This is a genomic window from Streptomyces sp. CWNU-52B, assembly GCF_047444975.1.
In the GTDB taxonomy this organism is placed as follows: domain Bacteria; phylum Actinomycetota; class Actinomycetes; order Streptomycetales; family Streptomycetaceae; genus Streptomyces.
The window spans coordinates 209,231-235,814 of record NZ_JBLFJV010000013.1 but is presented as its reverse complement, the minus strand read 5'-3'; the positions used below and the strand labels follow the sequence as shown (position 1 = coordinate 235,814).

24 protein-coding genes are annotated in these 26,584 nt (G+C 71.5%); 11 read left to right on the top strand and 13 right to left on the bottom strand.

The annotated features are described in order from the left end of the window. Nucleotides 1-21 precede the first annotated feature (21 nt). Nucleotides 22-1,365, top strand: a complete 1,344-nt coding sequence (locus ACLVWQ_RS16015) for an NAD(P)/FAD-dependent oxidoreductase (RefSeq protein ID WP_414109358.1) — start codon at nt 22-24, stop codon at nt 1,363-1,365. 22 nt (nt 1,366-1,387) lie between these two features. On the opposite strand, the gene ACLVWQ_RS16010 is transcribed toward ACLVWQ_RS16015, so the two are convergent. The 4 genes from ACLVWQ_RS16010 to ACLVWQ_RS15995 all read right to left on the bottom strand — a co-directional run bounded on the left by ACLVWQ_RS16010 (nt 1,388) and on the right by ACLVWQ_RS15995 (nt 6,675). Then, nucleotides 1,388-2,314, bottom strand: coding sequence for a 4'-phosphopantetheinyl transferase family protein (locus ACLVWQ_RS16010; protein ID WP_414109357.1), 927 nt, complete (start codon nt 2,312-2,314; stop codon nt 1,388-1,390). Beyond that, nucleotides 2,311-4,014 carry an acyl-CoA dehydrogenase gene (locus tag ACLVWQ_RS16005; RefSeq protein WP_414109356.1) on the bottom strand — a complete coding sequence of 568 codons (1,704 nt, stop codon included), beginning with the start codon at nt 4,012-4,014 and terminating at the stop codon, nt 2,311-2,313. The genes ACLVWQ_RS16010 and ACLVWQ_RS16005 overlap by 4 nt, the downstream gene beginning before the upstream one ends. Nucleotides 4,015-4,093: 79 nt before the next feature. Continuing rightward, entirely contained in the window at nt 4,094-4,924 is an 831-nt protein-coding gene (locus ACLVWQ_RS16000) for an AfsR/SARP family transcriptional regulator (protein ID WP_414109355.1), read from the bottom strand. 47 nt (nt 4,925-4,971) lie between these two features. Continuing rightward, nucleotides 4,972-6,675 carry a fatty acyl-AMP ligase gene (locus tag ACLVWQ_RS15995; RefSeq protein ID WP_414109353.1) on the bottom strand — a complete coding sequence of 568 codons (1,704 nt, stop codon included), beginning with the start codon at nt 6,673-6,675 and terminating at the stop codon, nt 4,972-4,974. Nucleotides 6,676-7,140: 465 nt separating this feature from the next. Between ACLVWQ_RS15995 and ACLVWQ_RS15990 the strand changes: the two genes are divergently transcribed. Beyond that, the gene (locus ACLVWQ_RS15990; protein ID WP_414109351.1) at nt 7,141-8,223 is read left to right on the top strand and encodes a MerR family transcriptional regulator; all 1,083 of its coding nucleotides are present in this window, start codon (nt 7,141-7,143) and stop codon (nt 8,221-8,223) included. Nucleotides 8,224-8,506: 283 nt separating this feature from the next. Here ACLVWQ_RS15990 and ACLVWQ_RS15985 read toward each other — a convergent pair whose 3' ends face one another. Then, a complete protein-coding gene (locus tag ACLVWQ_RS15985) occupies nt 8,507-8,959 on the bottom strand; it encodes a cupin domain-containing protein (protein WP_414109350.1) in 453 nt (150 codons plus the stop codon). A 182-nt stretch (nt 8,960-9,141) separates the two neighbouring features. On the opposite strand from ACLVWQ_RS15985, the gene ACLVWQ_RS15980 reads away from it, so the two are divergent. Beyond that, nucleotides 9,142-10,038, top strand: coding sequence for an RNA polymerase sigma-70 factor (locus ACLVWQ_RS15980; RefSeq protein WP_414109349.1), 897 nt, complete (start codon nt 9,142-9,144; stop codon nt 10,036-10,038). Nucleotides 10,039-10,065: 27 nt separating this feature from the next. Here ACLVWQ_RS15980 and ACLVWQ_RS15975 read toward each other — a convergent pair whose 3' ends face one another. The 7 genes from ACLVWQ_RS15975 to ACLVWQ_RS15945 form a co-directional block, all read right to left on the bottom strand. Next, complete coding sequence (locus tag ACLVWQ_RS15975; protein WP_414109348.1) at nt 10,066-10,629, bottom strand: MSMEG_1061 family FMN-dependent PPOX-type flavoprotein; 564 nt, start codon at nt 10,627-10,629, stop codon at nt 10,066-10,068. 59 nt (nt 10,630-10,688) lie between these two features. Further along, nucleotides 10,689-11,978 (bottom strand): PP2C family protein-serine/threonine phosphatase, encoded by a 1,290-nt coding sequence (locus ACLVWQ_RS15970; RefSeq protein ID WP_414109347.1) that lies wholly within the window; start codon nt 11,976-11,978, stop codon nt 10,689-10,691. A 126-nt stretch (nt 11,979-12,104) separates the two neighbouring features. Beyond that, nucleotides 12,105-12,863 (bottom strand): IclR family transcriptional regulator, encoded by a 759-nt coding sequence (locus ACLVWQ_RS15965; protein WP_414109345.1) that lies wholly within the window; start codon nt 12,861-12,863, stop codon nt 12,105-12,107. 485 nt (nt 12,864-13,348) lie between these two features. Continuing rightward, nucleotides 13,349-14,260, bottom strand: a complete 912-nt coding sequence (locus ACLVWQ_RS15960) for a 5-dehydro-4-deoxyglucarate dehydratase (RefSeq protein WP_414109344.1) — start codon at nt 14,258-14,260, stop codon at nt 13,349-13,351. 81 nt (nt 14,261-14,341) lie between these two features. Continuing rightward, nucleotides 14,342-15,319, bottom strand: a complete 978-nt coding sequence (locus ACLVWQ_RS15955; protein ID WP_414109343.1) for a 2-hydroxyacid dehydrogenase — start codon at nt 15,317-15,319, stop codon at nt 14,342-14,344. Between the two features lie 16 nt (nt 15,320-15,335). Then, a complete protein-coding gene (locus tag ACLVWQ_RS15950) occupies nt 15,336-16,610 on the bottom strand; it encodes a glucarate dehydratase family protein (RefSeq protein ID WP_414109342.1) in 1,275 nt (424 codons plus the stop codon). A 105-nt stretch (nt 16,611-16,715) separates the two neighbouring features. After that, nucleotides 16,716-17,699, bottom strand: a complete 984-nt coding sequence (locus ACLVWQ_RS15945) for a 2-hydroxyacid dehydrogenase (RefSeq protein ID WP_414109341.1) — start codon at nt 17,697-17,699, stop codon at nt 16,716-16,718. Between the two features lie 239 nt (nt 17,700-17,938). On the opposite strand from ACLVWQ_RS15945, the gene ACLVWQ_RS15940 reads away from it, so the two are divergent. From ACLVWQ_RS15940 to ACLVWQ_RS15905, 8 genes are all read left to right on the top strand, one after another. After that, nucleotides 17,939-19,528: an ABC transporter substrate-binding protein gene (locus ACLVWQ_RS15940; protein WP_414109340.1), complete on the top strand. Its 1,590-nt coding sequence runs from the start codon at nt 17,939-17,941 to the stop codon at nt 19,526-19,528. Between the two features lies 1 nt (nt 19,529). Beyond that, complete coding sequence (locus ACLVWQ_RS15935; RefSeq protein WP_414109339.1) at nt 19,530-20,459, top strand: ABC transporter permease; 930 nt, start codon at nt 19,530-19,532, stop codon at nt 20,457-20,459. Nucleotides 20,460-20,473: 14 nt separating this feature from the next. Beyond that, nucleotides 20,474-21,529: an ABC transporter permease gene (locus ACLVWQ_RS15930; protein ID WP_414109338.1), complete on the top strand. Its 1,056-nt coding sequence runs from the start codon at nt 20,474-20,476 to the stop codon at nt 21,527-21,529. Continuing rightward, nucleotides 21,526-22,551: an ABC transporter ATP-binding protein gene (locus tag ACLVWQ_RS15925; RefSeq protein WP_414109336.1), complete on the top strand. Its 1,026-nt coding sequence runs from the start codon at nt 21,526-21,528 to the stop codon at nt 22,549-22,551. Before ACLVWQ_RS15930 ends, ACLVWQ_RS15925 begins: the two co-directional genes overlap by 4 nt. Nucleotides 22,552-22,558: 7 nt before the next feature. After that, a complete protein-coding gene (locus tag ACLVWQ_RS15920; RefSeq protein ID WP_414109389.1) occupies nt 22,559-23,644 on the top strand; it encodes an ABC transporter ATP-binding protein in 1,086 nt (361 codons plus the stop codon). After that, on the top strand, nt 23,641-24,372 hold the full coding sequence (locus ACLVWQ_RS15915; protein WP_414109335.1) for a sulfite exporter TauE/SafE family protein: 732 nt from the start codon (nt 23,641-23,643) through the stop codon (nt 24,370-24,372). The genes ACLVWQ_RS15920 and ACLVWQ_RS15915 overlap by 4 nt, the downstream gene beginning before the upstream one ends. A gap of 169 nt (nt 24,373-24,541) precedes the next feature. After that, nucleotides 24,542-24,907, top strand: coding sequence for a DUF779 domain-containing protein (locus tag ACLVWQ_RS15910; RefSeq protein WP_414109334.1), 366 nt, complete (start codon nt 24,542-24,544; stop codon nt 24,905-24,907). 80 nt (nt 24,908-24,987) lie between these two features. After that, nucleotides 24,988-26,217 carry a phosphodiester glycosidase family protein gene (locus ACLVWQ_RS15905; protein WP_414109333.1) on the top strand — a complete coding sequence of 410 codons (1,230 nt, stop codon included), beginning with the start codon at nt 24,988-24,990 and terminating at the stop codon, nt 26,215-26,217. Nucleotides 26,218-26,283: 66 nt separating this feature from the next. Here ACLVWQ_RS15905 and ACLVWQ_RS15900 read toward each other — a convergent pair whose 3' ends face one another. After that, nucleotides 26,284-26,478 (bottom strand): hypothetical protein, encoded by a 195-nt coding sequence (locus ACLVWQ_RS15900; protein WP_414109332.1) that lies wholly within the window; start codon nt 26,476-26,478, stop codon nt 26,284-26,286. Between the last annotated feature and the right edge of the window lie 106 nt (nt 26,479-26,584).

The following is a 26,584-nucleotide window of genomic DNA, read 5'->3' as shown; positions in this document are numbered from 1 at the left end:
GACCGAGAGGGAGAGAGCATCGTGGACGCAGAATTCGACGTCGCAGTCATCGGCGGTGGCCCGGCAGGCTCGACCATGGCCTCCTATCTCGCCAAGGCGGGGCTGTCCGTCGCCGTGTTCGAGGCGGAGAACTTTCCGCGCGAGCACGTCGGCGAGTCCCTGGTCCCGGCCACCACCCCGGTGCTGCTGGAGATCGGGGTCATGGAGAAGATCGAGGCGGCCGGCTTCCCACTCAAGTTCGGCGCCGCCTGGACCTCCGCCGAGGAGCGGGACATCAACCACATGGGATTCCGCGGTCTGACCCATGACTTCCGGGCGGCCGAGATCCTGTTCAGCGAGCGCGACCAGGACGGCGTGGACCGCGACCACACCTTCCACGTCGACCGCGGCACGTTCGACCACATCCTCCTCAAGCACGCCGAGGAGCTGGGCGCGAAGGTCTACCAGGGCGTCCGGGTCGGCAAGGTGGACTTCGACGGTGAGATACCCGTCGTGGAGGTGAGGATTGGAGGGCGACAGGCCCACATCCCCGTGCGGATGGTCGTGGACTCCAGCGGCCGGCAGACCCGGCTCGGCAACCAGTTGAAGGTCAAGGTCCCCGACCCCGTCTTCAACCAGTACGCCGTGCACACCTGGTTCGACCATCTCGACCGCAAGGCGCTGGCCGTCAACAAGGACCAGGCGGACTACATCTTCATCCACTTCCTCCCGCTCACGGACACCTGGGTCTGGCAGATCCCGATCACCGAGACCATCACCTCGATCGGTGTCGTCAGCCAGAAGTCCCGCTTCCAGGAGTACGGCGGCGACCGCGAGAAGTTCTTCTGGGACACCGTCGCCTCCCGCCCCGAGCTGCTGGACGTGCTGAAGAACGCCGACCAGATCAGGTCTCTGAAGACCGAGGGCGACTACAGCTACGGCATGAAGCAGATAGCGGGCGACAACTTCGTCCTCGTCGGCGACGCGGCCCGCTTCGTCGACCCGATCTTCTCCTCCGGCGTCAGCGTCGCACTCAACAGCGCCCGGCTCGCGGCCTCGGACATCATCGCCGCCGCGGCCGCGGGGGACTTCAAGCACGAGCGCTTCACCGGGTACGAGAACAAACTCCGCAAGGCGGTGGGGTACTGGTACCAGTTCATCGGGATCTACTACCGCCTGAACATCCTCTTCACCGCCTTCGTACAGGACGACCGGTACCGCCTCGACGTGCTCAAGATGCTCCAGGGCGACGTGTACGAGGACGAGGAACCGCGGGCTCTCGCCGCGATGCGGGAGATCGTCGAGGCGGTGGAGAACGACCCGACCCACCTCTGGCACCCGTACCTGGGCAGCCTCAAGTCACCCTCGGCCGCGCCCAGTTTCTGACGGACTCCCTGCGCGTCCCCCGTCAGGGAGAGCGCCCGGAACCGGAGCGCACCGCGCCGGGTGCGTCCCGCCCGATCCCGGGTGGGACGCACCCGGCGCACCTCTCGTCCGGCGCGGGTCGGAATCCGAGGTCCACGGCTCCACCGGGACCCTCCTCGCCCAGCGCGACGCCCACCACGTACTCGGAATCCAGCGCCCACGACGCGAAACTCCACTCCTCTCCCCCGGCCGGTGAACCGTCCGGCCGCCGCAGCCCGATCGCCGCGTCGTCGCACGCGAGGCCGAACTCGGTGAAGCGGAACCGCAGGCCTTGGCCGATCGCCTTGGTGTACGCCTCCTTCAGGGTCCACAGTCGCACCAGCGCGCTGTTGCGCGACTCTGCGGGAAGGGCCTCCAGCAGCGACCGTTCATGAGGCGTGCAGACCTCCGACTCCAGACCCGTGCCCGCCAGTGGGCGGGCGACGCGTTCCACGTCCACCCCCAGCAGCCCCCTGCTCGTGACGCCTGCCACCATCAGCTCCGCTGTGTGGCTGAGGCTGATGTCCAGCTGTTCGCAACCGCGCAGATACGGGCGGCCTTCCGGCTTGTACGCCAGCTCCACCGCGTCGGGAGCCTCCGACAGGGCTCGGGCCGCCGTGTGCCTCAGCATCAGACGCGAGGCGAGGAAGGCCGCTCGGACCCGGGGGTGGGCGATACGTTCGTAGCGCTTCCAGTCGCGGCCGAGCAGGGGCCGCAGCGCATGTGCGCCGGTCTCCTCGGGCAGCCAGTCGGCGACCCTGCCGTGCACGAGGACCGTGCCCCGCGCGGCCAGCACCTCCAGCGCCTCCTCCCAGGGACCGCCGGGGCCGGACACCGGCAGGAGCCCGGCGGCCGGGACCGCCACGGGGAGCGAACCGCTGTCCGCGCCCGTGGGGTACGGCCCCTGGTTCGTCTCCTTCATCTCCTTCATCTCCCTGTCCTTGCGGGCAGGTCCGCCTCCGGGCCGGGCCCTACGGGCGTCGCGTGCAGGTCGTAGGAGATCCGCTGTTCGTGACGGTCGAGTACGGCGTCGAGGAGACGGCGCTCCAGGTCTTCGGGAGGGTCCGGCACGGCCGACCCCAGGTACCGGCCCAGGCGGTGCAGCGCCCCGGTGATCCAGACCGGGTCGGCGAGGAGGGTGTCGCGCCGGGTGAGGTGGTACTCGCGCCAGACGCCGAGACCGGCCGCCGCCGCGCACACCAGGGCATAGCGATCGGCCAGGGCCAGCAGGAGCGGCGTCGAAGGGACCGCGCCCGGGTCCAGGGCGGTGAACCGGTCCTTCAGGTCGCGCAGTTCACCGACGAAGGCGGCGACGAGATCCCCCTGCGGACCGTCGGCTCCGGCACCGGAGAGCAGGACCGGGACCAGTGGATCGGCTCCGCTCATGGGCGCCACCGCCGCGAGGCGCGCGGGCGGCAGGTCCAGCCAGGGGCGCAGCAGCGCCGCGGGCGGCCGCCGGCTGTCCCGGAACCAGGACTCGCGTGCCAGACGGGGCAGTTGGGCGCTCAGCAGCGCCAGGGCGCCGGTGTTCCCGGCATTCGCGCGAGTGAGCAGGGAGAGGTCGCGGAGCGTCCGCCCGAACGTGCCGTAGGGGCCCCGACGGTCGAAGTGCGCCGCGCCCAGCACCGCGGTCAGGGCGTACGCGGTGTCGCGCAGCAGTCTGGGCACGAGGTGGGCGGCGGCGGTCGCGCAGGCGCTCACCCGGTCGGGCAGCAGGTGGAGACCGCGCGCTGCCGCCGTGGTGAGGCAGTCGCTGATCAGCAGGTTCAGCAGGGCTCCGGTCAACGCCTCGCGGACGTGGGGGTCGCGCAACGGGGCCCAGGAGCCCGCGCCGGGGTGCTCCACCGCGAACCGGGTGGCCGTGCGCAGCAAGGTGTCGGTGGCCGCGATGAGCATGTTCTGCGGCATGACCCGGGTGACGACCGAGGAGCGAGCGGCCGTCGCCCCACCGTGGTCCGGCGCGCCCACGAGCGTCTCGGCCGGCACCGGGCAGTCGGCGAACGACAGGTCCGAGAACTCGCACCCTTCGAGTCCGGCGACGGCCCGGGTGCCGAGCACGCGCAGGGCTCCGGCGGGCAGCGTCTCCCGGTCGACGAGGGCCACTTCGTGCCGTCCCTCGGCGGTGGCGGCGACGACCGTGAGCGCACGGGCCCGCGCGAAGTTGCAGACGCCCCGCCCGACTCCGGCGAGCCGCCGCCCGTTGCCGTCCCGACGGAGCGCCGGTCCGTCGGGCGGGAGATCCGCGGTGGGCGCGGGCCCCGCCACGGCGAACCGCTCACCGCCCAGCAGCAGTCCGGCCGCCCACGCGCGTTGCGCCGCGGTGCCGGCCAGCCACACCGGGGTCGCGGCGACGTGGCCGGTCAGGCCGTGGCCGAGGGCCAGGCCGAGGTTCCGACGGCAGAGCGGGCGGACGAGCCGGCCGAGGACGTCCATCCGCTCCAGCCGCCCGCCCAGCTCCCGCGGCACGAACTCCGCGGCGAATCGGCAGTCGTCGAGAAGCGCTTCGCCGGCAGGGAGAAGATCCCCTCCGGCCGCACCTGGCCCGAACGCGTCCAGCGGGGCCAGGGCTGTCTCCGCTTCCGCGACACGGCCCCGGACCCACTCCTCGGCGCTTCCCTCGGCCGCCTGCACCAGATGTCACTCCCCACGGTTCACCCACGCCGTCCCGGCGGCGCACACGCGAAACGGCGTGAGTCGTGCTCCGAGCGGGTCAGTACCGGCCCGGCGACCGCCGTCCGAAGACCGGTTGCGGCTGTTCCAGCCCCAGATCCGAGGACGAGTCGAGCAACGCGCCGTGCAGGGACTGGAGTTCGAAGCTGGGGTCCAGTCCGAGTTCCGTGGCGAGCACGTCACGCAGCCGCTGGTACACCTGGAGCGCCGTGGCGCGGCGCCCGGCCCGGTACAGGGCCAGCATCAGCTGGCGGTGGATGCCCTCGTGCAGCGGGAACTGAGCCGCGAGCCCGAACAGTTCGCCGATGATCTCGTGATGGCGCCCCATGAGGAGGTCCGCCTCGATGCGCTGGCACAGTATGCCGATCCGGGACTCCTCAAGGCGGGTGACCTCGACGTCCAGGACCCGTCCGCACTCCACGTCGGCGAGCGCGGGCCCACGCCAGATGGCGAGCGCCTTGCGGAACAGGTCCGCCGCCGACTCGTGGTCGCCCCTTTCGAGCGCCCGGTGTCCGCCGCCGGAGAACCGCTCGTACTCGCGCACGTCCACGGCGCCGCCCTGGGTGTCCAGCAGATAGCCGCCGGGCTGGGTGACCAGCACGCTCTTCGCTCCGTGCGGCAGATCGGGCGACGGCCCTCCGACCGCCGCGGTGATGAGATTGCGAAGTTGGAGAATGTACGTCTGCAGCGTCGTCGACACGCTCGGCGGCGGCGACTCGCCCCATACCTCTTCGATGAGTACCCCGACGGACACCGGCCGGTCGGGGTTGAGCGCCAGAACGGCGAGCACCTTGCGCGGTTTGACCGCGGAAGGCACTACTTGTTTGTCGGACTGAGTCACCCTGCATGTGCCGAGTACATTGATATCCATCGGCATTCTGTTGTCCCCCAAGGTCGTTACATGGTGTTACGCCGGACTCAATTCGTGCTCAAGTCACACTCAAGTGCGGGACCGTGGTGGTACAGAGGGCGGATTCCACCGTCCTCCAACACCCTCCGAATGGCGGACCGCTGAAGCTTCCCGCTCGTCGTACGGCGCACCACTCCCGTGCGTACGAGCAGAACGGCTGCGTCCGTCACGCCGAACTCTCCTTCCAGATGCCGCTGAACCACATCGGCCAGCTCGGGGAACTCGCTGTCGAGCAGTCCTTCGTCATGTACTTCCTGTATCACGACGAGCCGATCGAGATCCGTGCCCGCGATGAACACCGCGGTATTTCTGAACAAAGGATTCTGCTCCTGTACCGAAGCCTCTATCTCCTCCGGAGCAACGTCCGCACCATTGATGTTGACGTTTTCCTTGATCCGGCCGATAACGAACAGCTCACCTTCCTCGTCCTTGACACCCAGGTCTCCGCTGCGCAGAAAGCCTCCCTCTCCATAGCCCGTCCTCGCCCCGAAGCTCACACCGGACTCCGCTCGGCCGCCCCAGTAGCCCGCTCCGACGCTCTCTCCGCGGACCCAGATCTCGCCCACCCGGCCCGGTTCCAGGACCTGCCGGGTCTCGGGGGCGACGATCAGCACCTCGGAGCCGAGTGGCCGCCCCACCCCGACCAGCGTCCGCCGCCGGCCGCCGGGCACGGGCGCGGCGAGCCGGCCCGCGGCGAGCGCGACGGCGTCCACCGAGCGCCGCGAGTGAGCGCGTCCGGGGACGCCGCCCGCGACCAGCAAGGTCGCCTCCGCGAGTCCGTACGCCGGGTACAGCGCCTCGGGACGCAGTCCGGCCGGCGCGAACTTCCGCGCGAACGCGCGCAGTGTCGTCTCCCGGACCGGTTCGGCACCGTTGACCGCGACTCGCCAGCCGCTCAGATCCAGCTTCTCGACCTGCTCGTCCGCCACCTCCCGCACACACATGGCGTACGCGAAGTCGGGGCCTCCGGAGACCGTCACACCGTGCTTCTCGATCATCTCCAGCCAGCTCAGCGGCCGCCGGGCGAACGCGCCGGCCGGCATGACCACTCCGCACGCACCCAGATGGAGAGGGTGCAGCAGTTGGACCAGGAGCCCCATGTCGTGGAACGAGGGCAGCCAGCCCCCGACGACCGACGTGCCGGACGTGCCCAGAGCGCGGGTGAGGGTGCGCTGCGCGGCCAGCAGGTTCCGCTGGGTGATCAGGACGCCGTTGGGGCGGGCCACCGACCCGGAGGTGTACTGGATCAGGGCGATGTCGTCGTCGGCCGGGTGCGGCGGGCGCCAGTCGTCAGGGCTCGGCAGTTCCGCCCGGTCGGCGGCCAGGCACACCAGGAGACCGCCCGCGAGGACGCGGGATACTTCGGGGGCGGTGGCGGAGTCGGCGAGCACCAGGGCGGCGTCGGTGTCCTTGGCGATGAGCGCCAGGCGGCGGGCGAACCGACCGCCGCTCAGTGGAGACGGGCAGGGCACCGCGATCGCGCCCGCGTAGAGACAGCCGAGCAGTGCCTCGATCTGCAGGGGGCCGTCGCAGTGCGGGAGCAGGACCCGCTCGCCCTTGGCTCCCCTCATCTGCAGCCATGCCGCCAATGCGCGTGCACGGCGGTCGAGTTGACCGTAAGTCAAAATACGGTCTGACGTGCTCTTCCGATCGTCGCCAGATGCGACTCCGACAAAACGGAATGCCTCACCGTCCGCGTTCGGATTCGTCATCCGGCACAGTAAGGATCCGACGAAATCACCCATTATGAATCGCCCCCGTCCGCCGCAGTGGCACCTGCCTACTGACCACCACTCAAGGATCGCCCGAATCCCTCTGGATCCCCGATACGACCCTCCTCGTATCGGCATCGACAAACATCGTCGTACACAGGGCGATCACCAGTTCTAAAGCGTAACCCGCGAACGCCTTATCGATCATACGAACGAGGCGAGTTCGCCTGCCGTAGATCCCCGGATTGCGGCAGAGCCGATCATTCGCGAGTGCCGGCAGCCTCCGCGCGAAAACCTCAGCCAACACTCTGCCATCACTCGGAACACGCAATTGCCGACCGCCCCTCCGACACGTCCGGTGAGGGAAACGTGAAGGCGTACGCCCCGAGGACGGGTCGGGCAGGGTTGACGGGGGTTGACCCTCGACCTTGTCGAGGGTTCAGGGTTCCGGATGTGGAGAACGAGATGCGCAGCATCGGGGAGATGGCCCGGGACGGCGGACTGAGCGCGAGCGCGCTGCGGTTCTACGACCGGGCCGGTGTGCTGGTCCCCGCGTGGGTGGACCCGGTCAGCGGCTACCGCTGGTACGAGCCCCAGCAGTTGGCCGAGGCCCGCCTGCTGGCCCGGCTGCGGCGGGCGGGTATGCCGCTGGCCGACATCCGGCTCGTCCTGGCCGGCTGGGCCGGCGCGGACACGGACCTCGTACGAGGTCTCCTCGACGCACACCTGCGCCGCCTGGAACTGGGGCTGTCCGAGGCCCGCGGCGAGTTCTCCACGATCCGAGCACTACTCGACCGCAGGGAGAACTCGATGACCTCGCTCCGCACCACCGCCGCCCGACTGTCCGTCCCCGCCCGGGAGTTGGCCGCCTCGCTGGACACCGTCCGGTTCGCCGCGGGTACCGACCCCGAGCTGCCGATGCTCGGCGGGATCCTCTTCGACATGGAGGGCGATGAGCTCCATGTCGTGGCCACCGACCGCTACCGGCTGGCGGTCGCACGGGCACGCACGACCGGGCACGGCGGGCCCCGGACGCAGGTGGTCGTGCCGCTCCCCCTCGCCGACGCGATGCGGGCGCTGCTGACCGGTGAGGAGCCCGCCCGGCTCACGGTGGACGGGGACAGGGTCACGCTGGAGGCCGGGGACCGGCAGACGGCGGGCCGGAACCTGGGCCACGAGTTCCCCGACTACCGCCGCCTCGTCCACCTCCCGGCGGGCCGCAGGGTCCGTTTCGACACGGCGGCCTTCCGGGCGGCGCTGGAGAGCGGCCCCGTCCGCGGGAGCGATACGCGTGAGCAGGGCGGCGAGCCTCGCGACCTCAGCGTGCTGCGGGTGGCGGGGGACGGAACCGTGATCGTGTGCGCCGACGGTGACGACGACCCCGACAACGTGGCCGTCGACCGCGAGTTCCTGCTGCACGCGCTCACCGCCGCCGCCCGGGACGAACTGCTCCTGGAACTGGGCGCACCCACGGCCCCACTGGCGATCCGCCGCCCCGACGACGAGAGCGCCTTCTCCCTCCTCATGCCGGTCCGCTGGGAGAACTGACCGGCTCGACGACAACGGCTCGGACCCTCGCTGTGCTGTGGGGAGCGGTGGTCCGAGCCGGTCAGAGACCCGACGGACGGCCGGACAGCCGGTCGACATACGACTCACGCATCCGGTCCCGTTCCTCGGACGTGGCGAGGAAGACGTCGGCGCCACCGTCGTAGGGGTGGTGGTCGACGGAGGGCTCGAACTCGTCTGACAGTTCTGACAGTGGAGTACCGCTGCCGGTCGGTGGGTCGACCGACCGGCAGCGGTATTTCCGAAGTTCCCTTCGAGGGGGCGGTCAGGCCGTGGGGCGGGGAGCGCGCAGGTGGGCCCGCTTCTCCAGTTCGTCCTCGTCGACCAGTTCGAGCATGGGCCGGCCCGGCGCGCACATCATGGTCACCACGAACCGGGTTCGCGCGTCCGTCAGCGCGTTGCCGTCCTGGTAGTGGATCACGTCACCGCCGGGCTCCCAGAAGGTGCCGCCCGCTTCGACGACCCGCTCGGGCTCACCCTCCAGTTCGAAGCGGACCGCGCCCTCGACGACGTAACCGAAGGCGGGACCGGAGTGACGATGCGGAGGGGTTCCCGGGTCGCCCGGCTCCCACTCGACCTGGATGGTCATCGCCGAGGCGCCCTCGGGGACGGTGATCGGCGAGGCGTCCTGGAGCATCGTGGCGGCGGTCGTCCAGCCGGCCGCCGCCCCCGGCCGCTCGTCGGCCCCGTGTACGTGTCCTGCGTGATTCTCCGGCACAGTTCGCACCTTCCGTGGGTTGCTCGCGTGGGTTGCTCGGACGGGCCACTCAGTTGGGTCGCGTCGCGCAAAGGGTTCGGGTCTTGGCAGAGTTGACCGGACGCACGACCGATCTGTGACAGCCACGGCGGCCTTCGCACGCCCGCTGTAATATGACGGGCCTTTGGACAGAAGGGACTCCGATGCCCACCGGGGACGACGCCAGCTCTCTGCAGACAGCGACGAGGCAGTTCGTCGCGGCGCGTCCTCAGCTCTTCGGAATCGCCTACCGCATGCTCGGCAGCGCCGCCGAGGCCGAGGACGTGTGCCAGGAGACCTGGGTGCGGTGGCAGAACGCCGACCGCTCGGGCGTCGTCGAACCGGCCGCCTTCCTGGCCACCATCGCCACGCGCCTCGCGATCAACACGGCCCAGTCCGCCAGGGTGCGGCGCGAGTCGTATGTCGGTCCGTGGCTCCCCGAGCCGATCGACACCGGCCCGGACCCGCAGGTCGGGGCGGAACGGGCCGAGGCGGTCGAGATGGCGGTCCTGCTCCTCCTCGAAAAGCTGAACCCGGTGGAACGGGCCGCGTACGTCCTGCGGGAGGCGTTCGACTACCCCTACCGGCAGATCGCCGAGATCCTGGAGACGAGCGAGGCCAACACCCGTCAGCTGGTGAGCCGTTCGCGCAAGCACCTGGCCGCCGAGCGGAGGGAACAGGTCAGCCGCAGCGAGCACCGGCGGCTGCTGGAGGTGTTCCTCACGGCGGCGCAGACGGGTGACCTCAAGGCGCTCGAGGACGTCCTCGCCGCGGACGTCGTCAGCTACTCCGACGGCGGAGGGATGCGGGGCGCGTCGAGGATCCCGGTCGTGGGACTACCGCACGTCTCCCGTTACCTCGCGGCCTTCGCGCCACGGTTCTGGCCGGGGTCGGACGTCCGCTGGGTCGAGGCCAACGGCCGTCCCGCCGTCCTCGTCCGGTCCGGTGGCCGTCCGGTGGCCCTGCTCACCGTCGACGTCTCGGCGCAGGGCATCGACCGGATCATGTGGCTGATGAGCCCGGCGAAGCTGGCACCCTACGTGGCGTCGCTGGACGCCTGAGCCCCTTTCGGGTGTCCGGCCGGCGGCTCAGGCCGTGTGCCACGACGCCGGATCCCAGACGCCCGAGCGGCGCAGTGACGCCGGGCAGTGCAGGTAGATCTCGTGGATCTCCAGGAGCAGCGCCAGTGCGGGCCGCTGGCCCTTCACCGTCATGGCGTCGAAGAACGGGGCGTCGGTGAGGATGCGCGCCTTGCCGTTGACCCGCAGGACCTCTTTGCTGCCGGGGATCAGGTACAGCAGGCCGGCGTGCGGGTTGTCCAGGATGTTGTGGAAGCTGTCGCCCCGCCGGTTTCCCGGCCGGTCGGGCAGGGCGAGCGTGCCGGAGTCGACGACGTGGGTGAAACCCGGGGTGTCCCCTCGCGGCGAGACGTCGCAGTTGCCGCGCGAGTCGGAGGTGGCCAGCAGGCAGAAGGGCGAGCGGGCGATGATGTCCTGATCCTGGTCGGCGAGCCGGTCGTGGACCTTCTCGATCACGACCGGCCAGGGCTCGCCCAGCAACTCGCGCAGCTCGGCGCTCGACCTCAGCTCGACCCAGCCTTCCTCGGTCACGGCGTCCGGCGACTCTTCGGCGGTGTCGATCGTGTGCGGCAAGGCCGACTCCAAACATGCGTGCGTCCGGCGAGTACGTGCACGGGGAACACTAACTGACGTTAGGCATGCCTTACCTGACGGTCCGGACGTGACCGGGGCGGGGGCGCGCCGCTCTCGCCTCGCCGTCGGGCGGGCAGGAGGGGAGCGGGGTCGGGAGCGGCCGCCTCCACAGGGGCCGGCTTGCGGATCAGGAGCATCGCCGCGTCGTCGTGCAGCCGGCCGCCCACGTGCGCCAGCAGTTCCTCGTGGATCGCGTCGAGCGTACGGGCCGGGTCGTCGCCCACGTGCCGGGTCAGACCGTCGGCGAGCGGGTAGAACGCACGACCGCGGTCGCGGGCCTCGGTCACTCCGTCCGTGTAGAGCAGTAACTGGTCGCCGTCTGCGAAGGGGAGCGTCTGCAGGGCCGGGGCGTGATCCGTGAGGGCCCGCAGTCCCAGGGGCGGGGCGTGATGCGCCGGCTCCGCCGCGACGATGTTCCCTGACGCCTCCACCAGCAGCGGCGGCGCGTGTCCGCAGTTCGCCACTTCCAGGAGCCCGGCCCGCGGGTGTCCGGCGACGACGGCGGTCACGAAGTCGTCGTCACCGAGGTTGCGTGCCAGGCTCCGCTCGATCCTGTCGACGACGGCGAGCAGATCGGGTTCGTCGTAGGCGGCCTCCCGGAAGACGCCGAGCACCAGCGCGGCGGTCCCCACCGCCGGCAGACCCTTCCCCCGCACATCACCGACGATCAGGCGTACCCCGTACGGGGTGGGTATCAGGGCGTAGAGATCCCCGCCGATCCGGGACTCGGCCGCAGCGGCGCTGTAGCGGACGGCCACCTGGAACGGGCCGACCGTCGCGGGAACGGGCGTGAGTACCGCGTGCTGGGCGGTCTCCGCGACCGAGCGGACCGCCGCGAGCACCCGTTCCCTGCGGCCGCGCAGCGCGCTCGCCAGGGCTCCCGCCAGGGTGACGGCAAGGAGGGCCGCCAGCACGGCCGCCAGTTCGCGGTCCGGAACGCCGTCGTGGATTCCGAACGTCGCGCCGAGCACAGCGGCGAGGAGGCCCACGCAGAAGACTCCGGGCGGGCCGTTGGTGGTGGCGGCCAGGGCGGGTCCGGCCACCAGCAGGGGCAGCCAGATCATTCCCGCTCCGCCGAAGAGGTCGGTGAGCGCGACGGCCGCGACGATCAGTGCGGGCAGGACGGGCAGGACGGGGGCTCCGACGGCCAGCCGCGTGGCGGCGCGCTTGAGGCGCGAGGTGCCTGTGCCTGTACCGGCGCCTGTGCCGGCCGGGCCCGAGCCGGTTGTGTGGGGCCAGGTCGGTCGTGCCGTCCGGTGGTCGCCGCCGTGATGTCGCGCGTGACTCATGTTCGGCCGCAGTCCTCACTCTGTGTGTGGCATGCACACGGGTACGCGACCTGCGGGGCCGCGCTCCCGAAATGCCTGTTTCCTCCAGGAAACGACGTGGGTCCGGGGTGCCACAAGAAGAGGATTTCAGATAGTGAGCGAGAGGCCCCTGGTCACACGAGTGGCGGCGGGGATCAACCGCGCGCCGATCTCCGCCAGCAGGGAGAGCCTGTGCACGGGCAGCGAGACGCCGAGCGAGCCGAGCGTGTCTCCGCTGTAGACCGGGACGGCGACGCAGACGGTGCCCAGGGCGTACTCCTCCAGGTCCGTGACGGCCGGAGCCGTGGGTGAGGAGTCCAGGCGCCGGAGCAGTTCGGGTCTGCTGGTGATCGTCCGGGGGGTGAGGTCGGCGAGCCGGTGGCGGGACAGGTAGTCCTCGCGGGCCTCGCCGTCCAGCTCCCGCAGCACGGACTTGCCCAGGGCGGTGGCGTGGCCTGCCTCCTCGAAACCCACCCAGAGGTCGACGCGGGGTGCGCGTGGGCCGTCGACGATCTCGGCCACCCTGATCTCACCCTCCTCGTAGAAGGTGAGGTAGGCGGCGGCCGCGAACTCGTCGCGCAGTGCGGCGAGTGCGGGGCGGACGCGGTTGAGGAGGGCCTGGCCGCGGCCCGCGCTGCGCAGGGTCTGCATCTTGTCGCCCACGACGAAGCCGCCGTCCTCCAGCTTCCGGAGGTAGCCGTCGTGGACGAGGGTGCGCAGCAGGTGGTAGGCGGTCGCCAGCGGCAGGTCCGTCTCCCGCGCCAGCTGTTTCGCCGGTGCGCCGTTCTCGTGCGCGGTCACCGCTTCCAGCAGGCGGAAGGCTCGCTGGACGGAGGTGATCAGCGTGGGGCCGTCGGTGGCAGCCATACCGCCCAGCGTGCGTCACGGTGTCGCGGCGGGCAACGCGAGCCCGGGTTCCGGGGGCCCGGAGCCCGGGACGGCGCGGGGCCCCCACCCGGGCCGCGGTGTCGTTCGTGCGCGGGCCGGTGGGGGCTGGGCGCGCAGTTCCCCGCGCCCCTAAAAGCGGCAGGGCGCCTCTCCTCGCGCCCGCGCCCAGCCACCAAGAACCGGCCACCGTGTGTGTCGTACGGCCGCGGGCCCGTCGGGGCTGAGCGCGCAGTTCCCCGCGCCCCCAAAAAGCGGCAGGGCGCCTCTCCTCGCGCCCGCACCCAGCCACCAAGAACCGGCCACCGGGTGTGCCGTACGGCCGCAGGCCCGTCGGGGCTGAGCGCGCAGTTCCCCGCGCCCCCAAAAAGCGGCAGGGCGCCTCTCCTCGCGCCCGCACCCAGCCACCAAGAACCGCGCCCCTGAAAGCGCCTCGTTTCGTAATCCGGCTCGGCCCCGGGCAGTCGTCAGGTGGTGAGTACTGTGCGGGCCTCTGTGATGATGGCTGCCAGTTCCTTGATCTCTTCTGTGCCCAGGGACGTCAGTGGTGGGCGGACCGGGCCCGCCTTGGTTCCCTCCAGGGTCACCCCCGCCTTCACCAGGGCCACCGCGTAGCCGGGGACCCGCTTGCGGAGCCTGACCAAGGGGTGGAAGAAGGTTCGCTGCAAGGCGTCGACCCGTGCGAGGTCGCCCTCCTCCACCGCGCGGTAGAAGGCCAGGGAGATGTCGGGCGCGAAGGCGAACGCCGCCGAGGAGTACAGCCGTACACCCAGGGCGCGGTAGGCCGGCTGGCTCGCCTCCGCGGTGGGCATGCCGTTGAAGAACTGGAACTCCTTGCCGGACGCGGCCAGCGACTCCCGTACGGCCGGGATGATGCGCGCCAGGAGATCGAGGTCGCCGGTGCCGTCCTTCAGGCCGGTCACCGTGGGCAGCTGGGCCACCTGGGACGCCGAGTTCTCGTCGAAGCGCGCGTTCCCCCGGTGGTAGACGATCACCGGCAGGGCTGTCTCCGCGGCGACCGCGCGGGTGTACGCGACCAGCCCCTCGGCGGGCGACTCGACCAGGTAGGGAGGCATGAGCAGCAGGCCGTCCGCGCCCGCCTCGGCCGCGGCCCTGGCGAAGCGCCGGGCCAGTCCGAGCGCGCCACCGGCCCCGGCGTACACCGGGACCCGGCCGGCCACCGCCTCCACGGCGGTCCGTACCACCGCGGTGTACTCCTCGACGTCCAGCGCGTGGAACTCACCGGTGCCGCACGCGACGAACACACCGCCGGGTCCGGCCTCGGTCCTCTCCGCGATGTGCCGGCGCAGGACGGCGAGGTCGACCTCGCCGCTGTCCGTGAAGGGGGTGACGGGAAAGAAGAGGACGCCTTCGAGCATGAGGGTCTACAACTCCTGGGGCAGTAGGACAGCAGGCGGTAGGCCGGCAGGGGGTGAGGGGGCTGGGGTCGAGGTCGGCCGTCAGGGTGCCGTGGTCGCGCCCGCGCGCACCACGTTCGCGAGCGGCCTGCCCTGTTCCAGGCGGTTGATGTTGTCGGCGATCTCCGCCGCTCGGGCGGCGAAGGTGTCGGTCGTGTGACCCGAGTGGTGCGGGGTCATCAGCACGTTGGGCAGGGTGTGGAACGGCAGCCGGCTCGGTGCCTGCGGCGGGCCCGACCACCACACGTCGAGCGCGGCGCCGGCGATGACCCCGGAGTCGAGCGCCTCGTACAGCGCCTCCTCCTGGACGACCGGCCCGCGGGCCACGTTGACCAGCAGGGCCCCCGGTCCCATGGCCGCCAGTTCGGCGGGGCCGATCAGCCCGCGGGTGGCGGGGCCGAGCGGAACCGTGACCACCACGACGTCGGACTCGGCCAGCAGCTCGGGCAGCCGGTCGTCGCCGCCGATCCAGTCGGTCCGCAGGTCGTCCGGGACCGGCGCGGAGGGGTCGCGGCGCACGGCACGCACCCGCAGCCCCACCGCCTGGCAGAGGCGGGCCACCTCGGTGCCGGTCTCGCCGAACCCGATGATGCCGACCCGGCGCCCCTGGAGCGTCGTCCCGAACGGCAGCTCCGGGTCGACGGCCACGTTGCGCCACTGTCCGGCCCGCAGCGCGCGGTCGGCGCCCAGGACGTCGCGGGACAGCATCATGACGGACATGAGCACGTGCTCGGCGATGGAACGGCCGTGGTGGTGCGTGGTCGTGACCGACACCTGAGGGCCGAGCGCGTCCAGCGGGATGCCGTCGTAGCCGGCGCCGACGACGTGGACGAGCCGGAGCCGTCCGGCGCGCCGGGCGTCCTCGGCGCTCAGCTGTGAGCCCACGAACACCTCGGCGTCGGCGACGGCCTCGGAGATCCGTGCGGCGTCCCAGTCGAACGACTCCAGCCAGGTGTGCCGGCCCTGCGCGCGGGCCTTGAGCGGTTCGTGGAAACGGCTCAGGATGCGGTGGTTGAGCATGATCTGCACGGTCGGGTCACCACCGGGGGGTCTTGGTCGAGAACGAGGGGTCGACGCGGCGCATGTAGCCGGTGTCGTCGCGGTCGCGCAGCCCGCAGTCGAGGTACTGCCGGTGGAGCCGGGCGAGCGCGTCCCGGTCCAGTTCCACGCCCAGGCCGGGGGCTGTCGGCACGGTGACCCGGCCTTCCTTGAACCGCAGCACCTCGGTGTCCACGACGTCCTCGTCCGGCTGCTTCCAGGGCGTGTGCGTGTCGCACGCGTAGGTGAGGCGCGGGGTGGCCGCCGCCAGGTGGGTCATCGCCGCGAGGCTGATGCCCAGATGGGAGTTGGAGTGCATCGACAGGCCCAGGCCGAAGGTGTCGCAGATCGCGGAGAGCTGTCCGCAGCGCCGCAGCCCGCCCCAGAAGTGGTGGTCGGACAGCACGATGCCGACGGAGCCGCGGGCCACGGCCGGGGCGAGGTCGTCGAAGGAGACGACGCACATGTTGGTCGCCAGGGGTGTCGTCGTCCCCGCGGCCACGGCCGCCATGCCGTCGATGCCCTCGGTCGGGTCCTCCAGGTACTGAAGGTCACCGTCCAGCTCCCGGGCGACCCGCAGTGAGGTCTCCGTGCTCCAGGCGGCGTTGGGGTCCAGGCGCAGCGGCAGGTCGGGGAAGGCCTTCCGCAGGGCCCTGACCGCGGCGATCTCCTCGTCCGGCGGGAAGACGCCGCCCTTGAGCTTGATGGAGGAGAAGCCGTACGTGTCGATCATGCGGCGGGCCTGGTCGACGAGGCCGGCCGGGTCGAGGGCGGCGCCCCAGTCGTCGTCCTCCTCGCCGGGGTGCGCGGCCCACTTGTAGAAGAGGTAGGCGCTGTAGGGGACCGAGGGGCGTACGGCGCCGCCCAGCAGGTCGCTGACGGGCCTGCCGAGGAGCTTGCCCTGGATGTCCAGGCAGGCGACGTCGAACGGAGACATGACCCGGTCCACGGCACTGCTGCCGGTGACCATCCCGGACATGCCGTCGCCGCCGGAGGTGTCCGGGCCCAGGGCGCTCTTGGTGCGGGCGATCAGGTCGTTGAGGTTCCAGACGTCCAGGCCGGTCAGTTCCTCGGCGGCGCGGCGCAGCCGTGCCAGGTGGAGGGTGCCGCCGTACGTCTCGCCGATGCCGGTGACACCGGACTCGGTGGTCATCTCGACGATCGTGCGCAGCGCGTAGGGCTCGTGCACCCCGACCGTGTTGAGCAGTGGGTAGTCCCGGAAGGCCACGGGGGTCACGGTGACGTCGGCGATGCGTGCTGCGTTCCCTGCCATCAAAGCTATCCTCATATGTAGTCCGCGTTCTCATTTGTAGACAGACGGCCATGGGGCTGTCAATGGCCGCGTCCCCCACGGCCGTCCACGCGGCGTGCGGGCGGTCTACGGAACCGGTGTGAGCAGAACCCCCTCCGTCAGGAACCGCTCGACGTTGTCCAGGACCAGGTCGCCCATCGCCTGCCGCGTCTCATGGGTCCCGCTGGCCACGTGGGGCAGCAGGAGCACCCGGTCCGACTCCAGCAGCGCCCGCGGCACGTTCGGCTCGTCGGCGAAGACGTCGAGGGCCGCCCCGGCGATCCGCCCCTCCCGCACCGCCGCGACCAGGGCCGGCTCGTCGACGACGCTCCCGCGTGCGACGTTGACCAGGTAGCCCCGGGGGCCGAGCGCTTCGAGCACCTCCGCCGAGACCAGTCCCCTGGTGTCCGCCCCGCCCGCGACCGTGACGACGAGCGCGTCGCACTCGGCGGCCAGCTCCCGCGCGGTGGGCAGGTGGCGGTGGGCGACGTCGGGCACCGGGACCCGCGAGCAGTACGCGATGTCCATGCCGAAGCCTTCGAGGCGGCGCGCGACGGCCCGGCCGATCCGGCCGAGGCCGAGGATGCCCACCCGCTTCCCGCTCACCCGGGAGGTCAGCGGGTAGGGCGCGGCGGTCCACCGGCCCGCCCGCACGTACCGGTCGGAGGCCGACAGCTCGCGCATGACGTCGATCAGACCGCCGACGGCGAGGTCGGCCACGCAGTCGGTGAGCACGTCGGGGGTGTTGCTGACGTCGATGCCGCGCGCCCTGGCACGGGCCACGTCCGTGGTCTCGTACCCGACGCCGAAGTGGACGATCGCCCCCAGCCGCGGCAGCGCGTCCATCAGGGCGTTGCCGACGCCGAACCGCGCGCTGGTCACCGCGGCCACCACGCCGCCGGCCTCCTCGCGCAGATACGCCTCGGGGTCGAGCAGCTCGTGCAGACGTACGGTGCGGTAACGCTCGTCCAGCGCCTTCTCCAGGGCGGGGAGCAGCGGGGACACCTGCAGGACGGTGCCCTGGGCCGCCGGATCGGCGGAGGTGGTGGAGGAGGCGTGGGACAGGGACATGGTGGTACTCCCGTCGTGGTCGAGGGTTCGGGGATCCGAGGGTTCTCGGGACGTCCGGGCGCCGTGGTGACGACGGGCCCGAGGAGATCCGACGTCGCACATGTATTGACGCTGCCACTGCGTCGGTTTAGCTTCGGCGTTCACGGATGCGGACCGAGTACGCAATTGTAGACAGCTTCCGGAGGTAGCCCCGAACTCGGAACGTGACACATCAGCACTCCCCCGGAGATACGCCGACGATGAAGTCCTCCGTTTCTTCCCGCCCGCCCGAACGACGGCGGCCCCGCACGACGACCGCCCTGCTGCTGGCGGGCACGGTGCTGGTGTCCAGTGGCTGCGCCGTGGCCAACAGCGCCGGCGGCGACGCCGGCCGGGCCGACGGCCGCACCCTGCGCGTGGTGCTCACCCAGGAACCACCCACGCTCGAACCCTGTGAAGCCTCACTGACCAGTACCGGCGTCGTGGTCCGGTCCAACATCACCGAGCCGCTCGTCGAACGCGACCCCGACTCGGGCGACCTGCACCCCCTGCTCGCGACCGGTTGGAAACAGACCTCGCCCCGCACCTGGGCCTTCGACACCCGCAGCGGGGTGACCTTCCAGAACGGTGAGCCGTTCACCGCGAAGGACGCCGCCTTCTCGATCGACCGCGCGGTCAACTCCGACCTCGCCTGCAACGTCGAGGGCTATGTCTTCGGCGACGACGACCTCAAGGTCAAGGCGGTCGACGACAACCGGCTGACCGTCACCACCCCCGAGCCCGACCCGATCCTCCCGCTGCGTCTGAGCTTCGTGGAGATCGTGCCGCGCACCACCGACACGAAGGCCAAGGTGCGCGTCCCGATCGGCACCGGCCCCTACGCCGTACGCTCCTGGCAGGCCGGCACCTCGATCTCGCTCAACCGCTACGACGACTACTGGGGCAAGGCTCCCGACTTCCCCCGGGCCCGCTACGTCTGGCGCAGCGACGCCAGCGTCCGGGCCGCCATGATCGACAAGGGTGAGGCGGAGATCGCCGTCGCGCTCGACTCGATGGAGGCGGAGAAGGACACCACCGCCTCGTACCCCAACAACGAGACGACCGCGCTGCGCCTCGACGGCCGCGAGGCACCGCTCGACGACCTGCGGGTACGCCGGGCGATCGACCTGGCCGTCGACCGCCAGGGCATCATCGACGCCCTGCTCGGCGGACTGGCCGAACCCGCGGGCCAACTCGTCCCGCCCGGAGTGGTCGGGCACAGCGACGCGATCGAACCGCCCCGGCAGGACGTGGCGAAGGCCCGGTCCCTGGTGAAGGAGGCGAAGGCCGACGGCGTACCCACCGGCCGCACCATCACCCTGGTCGCCCGCAACGGCATGTTCTCCGGGGTTTCGGAGACCGCGGAGGCCCTCCAGTACCAGATGAAGCAGATCGGGCTGAGCGTCCGGGTGCGGATGGCCGACACCGCCACCCAGCTCCAGTACCAGCTGAGGCCGCTGCCGAAGAACGTGGGGCCCATCGCCCTGCTGATCATGCACGGCAACCAGGCCGGTGACGCGGCCTTCACCGCCAGCCAGTACCTGCTCAGCGACGGCCCGCAGTCCACCTTCGGCACCGAGGACCTCGACCGGCGCCTCGCCGCCGCGAACCTGCTGTCCGGCGAGAAGCGCCAGAAGGCCTTCGCCGACCTGCTGAGGCGCCAGAACGAGACCGTCGTGCAGTACACCCACATCGCCCATATGACCGGACTGCTCGGTCTGTCACCGTCGATCCACTACGAACCGAACTCCGCCACCGGGGACGAACTACGGCTGGCCGAGGTCGGCCCGGCCGAGGGGGCGAAGCACTGACATGTTCCCCTTCCTGCGCAAACGCATCATCTCCAGCGCCATCCCGCTGTTCTGTGTGGTGCTCGGCGTCTTCTTCCTGGCCCGGATGACCGGCAATCCGGTCGACCTCTACCTCCCGCTGAGCGCCACCGCACAGCAGCGCGCGGACTTCTCCGCCGCCCAGGGCTTCGACCTGTCGATCCCCGCACAGCTGTGGAACTACCTCGTCGACGCCGCTCACCTGGACTTCGGCACCTCGCTGCGGACCGGGCAGCCGGCCACCGACATGGTGCTCGACGCCTTCCCGGTCACCCTGCAGCTCGCCGGTGTGACCATGCTGCTCGCGATCACCGGAGCGGTGCTGGTCGGCAGCCTGGCCGCCTACCGGCCCAACTCCCTGGTCGACCGGATCGCCAGTCTGCTGTCGATGACGGCCGCCAGCATCCCCGACTTCTGGTTCGCCATCATGGGCGTGCTCGTCTTCGGGGTGAGCCTCGGCTGGCTGCCGACCTCGGGCACGCTCGGCGGACCCGAGATCTGGGTCCTGCCCATCGCCACCCTGCTGATCCGGCCCTTCGGCGTCCTCGTCCAGGTGGTGCGCGGCAGCATGGTCTCCGCGCTCTCCGCCCCCTATGTCAAGGTCGCCCGCAGCAAGGGCGCCACGCCCCAGCGGGTGATCTTCGGCCACGCCCTGCGCAACGCGGTGACACCGGTCCTGACCGTGGCCGGCGACCTGGCGGTGGGCCTCGTCAACGGCGCGGTGATCGTCGAGACGATCTTCGGCTGGCCCGGCATCGGCAAACTCATGATCGACTCCATCCTCCAGCGCGACTTCGCGGTCCTCCAGGCGGCGGTCCTGCTCACCGCGGTGACGATCTTCGCGCTCAACATCCTGGTCGACGTCTGTCACGCGCTGACCGATCCCCGTGTGCGCCAGGCGGTGCCGGCGTGAGCGAAGGAAGCACCATGCCCCGAGAAGACCCCAGCGCCGAAGCCCCCCGCACCGAAGATCCGCACGCCGAAGGCCCCAGCGCCGAGAGTCCCACCACCACGAAGGACACCGGGCCCGGCTCCGGTCCTGGCTCCGGCCCCGAGCCCGACCGGCCCGGACCCCACCGGGCGAACTGGTGGCGGATGCTGGGCCGCGACCGTGCGGCGGCCGTCGCGGCCGTCGTCCTCACCGTGGTCGCCCTCGTGGCGCTCTTCGGCCGGCTCGTCATCGGCGACCGCGCGCAGCAGCAGGACCTGCACGCCTCCTTGCGGCCACCGTCCCTGGACGACGGGGTGTACGGGCTGCTCGGCACCGACGTCCTGGGGCGCAGCGTCCTGGCCCGGCTGGTGGACGCCGCCGCGACGACCCTGTCCGTGGCCGTCCCCGCCGTGCTGTGCTCGCTGGTGATCGGCGCGGCACTCGGCCTGTGGGCCGGCTACCACGGTGGCCGCCGCGAGAGCATCGCCATGCGGGTCGCCGACGTGATCCTCAGCTTCCCCTCGCTGCTGATCGCGGTGGTCGTGCTGTACGTGTTCTCGCCGAGCGCGCTGAACATCGTGCTGATCCTCGCGGTGGCCCGTGTCCCGGTGTATCTGCGCACCGCGCGGGCGGAGGCGGCCGAACTGCGCAGCCGGCTGTTCGTGGACGCGGCCCGCACCTTCGGCACCCCCAGCCGGAACATCATCTACCGGCACATCCTGCCGATCGCCCTGCCGACCCTGCTGACGGTCGCCACCCTCGACTTCTGCTTCGTGATGCTGACCGAGTCGTCCCTGAGTTTCCTGGGCATCGGCATCCAGCCGCCGGACGTCAGCTGGGGTCTGATGGTCGCCCAGGGGCGGCAGTACCTCCAGACCGCCTGGTGGATCACCGTGCTCCCGGGGCTCGCCATCGTGTTCACGACGGTGTCCGCCACGGTGCTCGCCGCCTGGGCCCGCATCGCCACCGACCCCGCACAGCGCTGGCGGCTGACGCTGCCCACGAAGCGCCGCGGTGCCTCCGCCGCCGTACCCCCGGAGTTGATCCCGTGACGACCACCGCCGTGCCCTCGCCGCCCGCCGCCGACGACGCCTCCGACACCCCCGCCCTGGACGTCGAGGGGCTCTGCGTCGACCTGAGCACGCCCAAGGGGCGGGTACGCGCCGTCGACGGTGTCAGCTTCAGCGTCCGTCGCGGCCGCACCCTGGCTCTCCTCGGCGAGTCGGGCTGCGGCAAGTCCATGACCGCGCTGTCGGTCGTGGGGCTGCTGGACCCGGCGGCCGACGTGACCGGCGGTGCCGTGCGGGTCAGGGGCGACGACACGCTGAGGATGAGCCCGGCCCAGCGCCGCAAGCTCGCCGGACCCGTGCTGTCCATCGTGTTCCAGGACGCCCTGACCGCGCTCAACCCGGTGCAGCCGGTCGGCCGGCAGATCGGCGAGCCGTTCCGCATCCACCGCGGACTCTCCCGGCGTCAGGCCCACGAGAAGGCGATCGAGCTGATGACCCGGGTGGGCATCCCGGAGCCGCGGCAGCGGGCCCGTTCCTACCCGCACCAGTTCTCCGGCGGTATGCGGCAGCGGCTGCTGATCGCGATGGCGGTCGCCCTCGACCCGGACGTCCTCATCGCCGACGAACCCACCACCGCGCTGGACGTGACCGTGCAGGCGCAGATCATGCGGCTGCTGCGGGACCTCCAGGACGAGCGGGACATGGCCCTCGTCCTGATCACCCACGACCTGGCCGTGGTCGCCCAGCGCGCGGACGACGTGGTCGTCATGTACGCGGGCACCGTCGTCGAGAACGGGCCGGTGCGCGAGGTCTTCGCCGACCCCCGGCACCCCTACACGAGGGGGCTGCTCGACTCGGTTCCGGAACACGCCGTGCGCGGGCGCCCGCTGCCCGCCGTGCCCGGCAGTCCGCCCGAACTGAGCGCGGTGCCGGCCGGCTGCGTCTTCCAGGACCGCTGCCCGCTGGTGCGTGAGCGCTGCGTCCAGGAGCGGCCGGTCCTGCGCCCGTCGGGCGACGGACGCTCGGCCGCCTGCCATTTCTCCGAGGAGCTCGCCCGTGCCTGAGAGCCGCATGCCTGACAGCCGCGCCACCACCGCAGCCGACGCCGCCACGGACACCGCCGCCGCTGCCACCGACGGGCACCGTGCCGACGGACCGCAGGGGTCCGGGTCCCTGCTGGAGGTCCGCGGCATCACGAAGACCTTCGGCCACGGCCGCCGCCGGCTGACCGCCCTGGACGGGGTGGACATCCAGCTCGGCCGGGGCGAGACCCTCGGCCTCGTCGGCGAGTCGGGCTGCGGCAAGTCCACCCTCGCCCGGGTGCTGCTCGGCCTGGAACGCCCGGACGCGGGCACCGTACGGTTCGACGGCACCGACCCCTTCGCCCTGCGCGGCAAGGACCTGCTGGCCTGGCGCCGCCGTGTCCAGATGGTCTTCCAGGACCCCTTCGCCTCGCTCAACGCCCGGATGTCGGCCGCCGACCTGATCGGCGAGCCCTGGCGCACCCACCAGGACGTCGTGCCCGGTGCGAAGGCCCGCGACAAGCGCGTGCGCGAACTGCTGGCCCTGGTCGGGCTGCGCGAGAGCGACGCCCACCGCTACCCCAACGAGTTCTCCGGCGGACAGCGCCAGCGCATCGGCATCGCCCGCGCGCTGGCCCTGGACCCCGACCTCATCGTCTGCGACGAGCCGGTCTCCGCCCTGGACCTGTCGGTGCAGGCCCAGGTCCTGAACGTCCTGTCGGAACTGCGTGAACGCCTCGGCGTCGCCTACGTGTTCATCTCCCACGACCTGTCCGTGGTGCGGTACATCTCCGACCGGGTGACCGTGATGTACCTCGGCAAGGTCGTCGAGCACGGCGCCACCGAGGACGTCTTCGAGCGGCCCCGGCATCCGTACACCGCTGCCCTGATGTCGGCCGCGCCGGTCCTGGACGCCTCCCGCGCCGGCGGCGACCGGGAGATCCTGCTCCAGGGGGAGATCCCCTCCCCCTTCGACATCCCGTCCGGCTGCCGCTTCCGCACCCGGTGCCGGCACGCCGAGGACGTGTGCGCCACCCAGGAGCCACCGCTGTTCGTACGGGAGACGCGGGGCGCGGCGGACTCCCACACGGCTTTGTGCCACTTCCCGTTGGAGGCGGAGACCGCGTGGGCGTGAGCGGGGTGGGCATGAGCGGGGCGGAGTTCGCTCTGCTCTCCCTCACCGTGGGGATCGGCGCGCTGCTGCAGGTCTCCATCGGTTTCGGCCTCGGCATGATCGCGGCGCCGGTCTTCGCCCTCGTCGACCCGTCCATGGCCCCGACGGTGGTGCTGCTGCTGGCCACCGGGGTGACGGCGACGGTCGTGGCGCGCGAACGGCACGGGGCGGACCTGCGCGGCTGCGGCTGGGCGCTCGTCGGACGGGTGCCGGGGGTACTGGCGGGCGCGCTGCTCGTGGCGCTGCTGCCCGCCCGGTACCTCACGCTGTTCATCGCCGCGGTGGTGCTCGGCGGGGTGGCGCTGAGCATCGCCGGCTACGTACCCCGGGAGCGGCGGTCCTCGGTGCTCCTCGCCGGTATGGCGTCGGGGCTGATGGGCACCGCGACGTCCATCGGCGGCCCGCCCATGGCCATGGTGTGGCAGCGGCTGAGCGGTGCGCGGTTGCGGGCCACGATGAGTTCCTTCTTCCTCGTCGGTTCGCTGATGAGCCTGGCCGCGCTGACGGCGGCCGGCGCGGTGGGCGCGCACTCCTTGCGGCGCACCGCGCTGCTCGCTCCCGCCGCGCTGGCGGGTGTGCTGCTCTCCCGTCCGCTCAGCCGTCACCTGGACGTGCGGCGTACCCGGGCCGCGGCGATGGCGGTGGCGGTCGCCGGGGCGGGGGTCCTGGTGGTGCAGCAGGTCGTCTGAGCGGTCCATGGGCACGCCGCGCAGGTGGTCCGGCAGATGGTCCGGCAGGTGCGGCTCCGGTGGGGGCTGAGCGCGCAGTCCCCCACGCCCCTGAGGAGACCGGGGCGAAGCCGCACATATATACACCGTCCCTTCCCGCTCGGTACAGTCCGGTGAGGAGTGATGCCCGGTGCCCCAGACCAACCCCGCCCCCGCCGTGGAACTGACACCCGCCGCGACCGAGCTGCTGCGGAAACTGCGAGCCGTACACGGCCCCCTGATGTTCCATCAGTCCGGCGGCTGCTGTGACGGCAGCGCGCCCATGTGTTATCCGGAGGGTGAGTTCAAGACCGGCGGCTCGGACGTGCTGCTCGCCTCACTGGCCGTCGAGGGCGTCGAGGAACCCGTCTCGTTCTGGATGTCCCGCAGCCAGTACGACGCCTGGAGCCACACCCGGATCATCGTGGACGTGGTGGAGGGCAGGGGCAGCGGCTTCTCCCTGGAGGCACCCGAAGGGGTACGTTTCCTGACCCGTTCACGTCTCGTCGGCACGTAGTCGTCGTCACGACACCCACTCTGTGGTGAACTCCCCTGTGTCCTGGGCCATTTGAGGAGACAGCGGAGAGCAGGGGCACCGTGACACGACGCACCGGACGACTCAGAACCGCAACAACGGTCTTCGCCGCCTGGAGCGCGCTGGCCGGTGCCGCCCTCGTGGGTGCGGCACCGGCCGACGCCGCACCGGACGTCAACAGGGTCGCGCCGGGCGTGCGCTACTCGGAGTTCGACATTCCGGCCGCCAAGGGTGTGACCCACGCACACGTACTCAGCGTCGACCTCGGCGACCCCCGGGTGAGCGTCGACCTGCTCCACCCCGGCGCGGTCGCGGCACGGGCCCCGGTCTCGCGGCTGGCCGACGCCCAGGGTGCCGTCGCGGGCGTCAACGGCGACTTCTTCAACATCACCGAGACCCAGCACCCGGGCGTCGAGGCGACCGGGGCGTCCGTCGGCCCGGCCGTCGGGCACGGGCACACCTTCAAGGCGGCGGTCCCGGACGGCCAGCGCTTCGGCCCCGCCCTGCCGCCCGGCACGAGCACCGAGGACGTGCTCGGCGTGGGCACGGACCACCGGGCCCGCCTCGACAGCCTGGCCCTGGACGGTTCGGTCTCGGCCGACGGGACACGGTTCCCGCTCGGCGGCCTCAACCAGTACGCGCTGCCCGAGGGCTCCGTGGGGGCGTTCACCTCGGACTGGGGCCAGGTCTCCCGGGTGCGGGCCACCTGCGGGACCGACACCGACCGGGCCGCGCCCTGCAGTACGGACACCCATGAGGTGACCGTCCAGGACGGCCGGGTCGTCTCCTCGACCGACACCCCCGGCAGCGGAGCCGTCGCCGCGGACACCACGGTGCTGGTCGGCCGGGAGGCGGGCGCCCAGCAGCTGCGGAAGCTGTCCGTGGGCGAGCGGGTCGTGGTGCGGCACCGGTTGGTGGCGGCCGCGTCGGGAGTCCCGTACCGCTTCGCGATCGGCGGGTATCCGGTCCTGCGCGGCGGCCGGCCGCTCGCGGGCCTCGACGACACGACAGCCGCGGTACGGACCGCGGTGGGGGTCTCGGACGGCGGTACCCGGCTGCTGCTCCTGGCCCTGGACGGGGCGCCGGAGTTCCGCAGCGGTCTCACCGTCGCGGAAGTCGCCGACACCATGCGGCGGTTGGGTTCGGTGGACGCGTTCAGCCTGGACGGCGGCGGCTCCACCACACTGGCCGCCCGGGAGCCGGGCTCGGCCACCGCCGCCGTACGCAACCACCCCAGCGGCGGGGCCGAACGCCCGGTGCCCAACGGGATCGGCGTGTTCTCACGGACCTGACGCACGGATCCGTCCCGCACGGATCCGGCCCGCACGCCTCACGCGTGCGGGTTCACCGGCGCGGGCTCACGGCCTGAGACCGCTGACGATGTCGGCGGTCGCCGTGAGCCCCTCCTGGATGGTCGGCGCCATGCTGGTGCTCGCGAGATAGAAGCCGAGCAGGACGCAGACCACGGCGTGCGACATCTTCAGCGCGCCGTTGCGCAGGAAGATCACCGTCAGAATCACGAGCAGCAGCACCACAGAGATGGAAATGGCCACCGTCAACCTCCTCCGCCACGTCCACACCGCGGCTTTCGGCCGCAAGTGTGACGTAGCGGGGAGTTCGTCCGTGCGGCTGACATGACCGCCGAACGTGTGTTGACTG

Excerpts from the sequence above, each read along its gene's own strand:
- ACLVWQ_RS16010 (WP_414109357.1), bottom strand. The coding sequence starts at position 2,314 with ATGAAGGAGATGAAGGAGACGAACCAGGGGCCGTACCCCACGGGCGCG.
- ACLVWQ_RS16000 (WP_414109355.1), bottom strand. The coding sequence starts at position 4,924 with ATGGATATCAATGTACTCGGCACATGCAGGGTGACTCAGTCCGACAAA.
- ACLVWQ_RS15995 (WP_414109353.1), bottom strand. The coding sequence starts at position 6,675 with ATGACGAATCCGAACGCGGACGGTGAGGCATTCCGTTTTGTCGGAGTC.
- ACLVWQ_RS15990 (WP_414109351.1), top strand. The coding sequence starts at position 7,141 with ATGCGCAGCATCGGGGAGATGGCCCGGGACGGCGGACTGAGCGCGAGC.
- ACLVWQ_RS15980 (WP_414109349.1), top strand. The coding sequence starts at position 9,142 with ATGCCCACCGGGGACGACGCCAGCTCTCTGCAGACAGCGACGAGGCAG.
- ACLVWQ_RS15970 (WP_414109347.1), bottom strand. The coding sequence starts at position 11,978 with ATGAGTCACGCGCGACATCACGGCGGCGACCACCGGACGGCACGACCG.
- ACLVWQ_RS15965 (WP_414109345.1), bottom strand. The coding sequence starts at position 12,863 with ATGGCTGCCACCGACGGCCCCACGCTGATCACCTCCGTCCAGCGAGCC.
- ACLVWQ_RS15960 (WP_414109344.1), bottom strand. The coding sequence starts at position 14,260 with ATGCTCGAAGGCGTCCTCTTCTTTCCCGTCACCCCCTTCACGGACAGC.
- ACLVWQ_RS15955 (WP_414109343.1), bottom strand. The coding sequence starts at position 15,319 with ATGCTCAACCACCGCATCCTGAGCCGTTTCCACGAACCGCTCAAGGCC.
- ACLVWQ_RS15950 (WP_414109342.1), bottom strand. The coding sequence starts at position 16,610 with ATGGCAGGGAACGCAGCACGCATCGCCGACGTCACCGTGACCCCCGTG.
- ACLVWQ_RS15945 (WP_414109341.1), bottom strand. The coding sequence starts at position 17,699 with ATGTCCCTGTCCCACGCCTCCTCCACCACCTCCGCCGATCCGGCGGCC.
- ACLVWQ_RS15940 (WP_414109340.1), top strand. The coding sequence starts at position 17,939 with ATGAAGTCCTCCGTTTCTTCCCGCCCGCCCGAACGACGGCGGCCCCGC.
- ACLVWQ_RS15935 (WP_414109339.1), top strand. The coding sequence starts at position 19,530 with ATGTTCCCCTTCCTGCGCAAACGCATCATCTCCAGCGCCATCCCGCTG.
- ACLVWQ_RS15930 (WP_414109338.1), top strand. The coding sequence starts at position 20,474 with ATGCCCCGAGAAGACCCCAGCGCCGAAGCCCCCCGCACCGAAGATCCG.
- ACLVWQ_RS15920 (WP_414109389.1), top strand. The coding sequence starts at position 22,559 with ATGCCTGACAGCCGCGCCACCACCGCAGCCGACGCCGCCACGGACACC.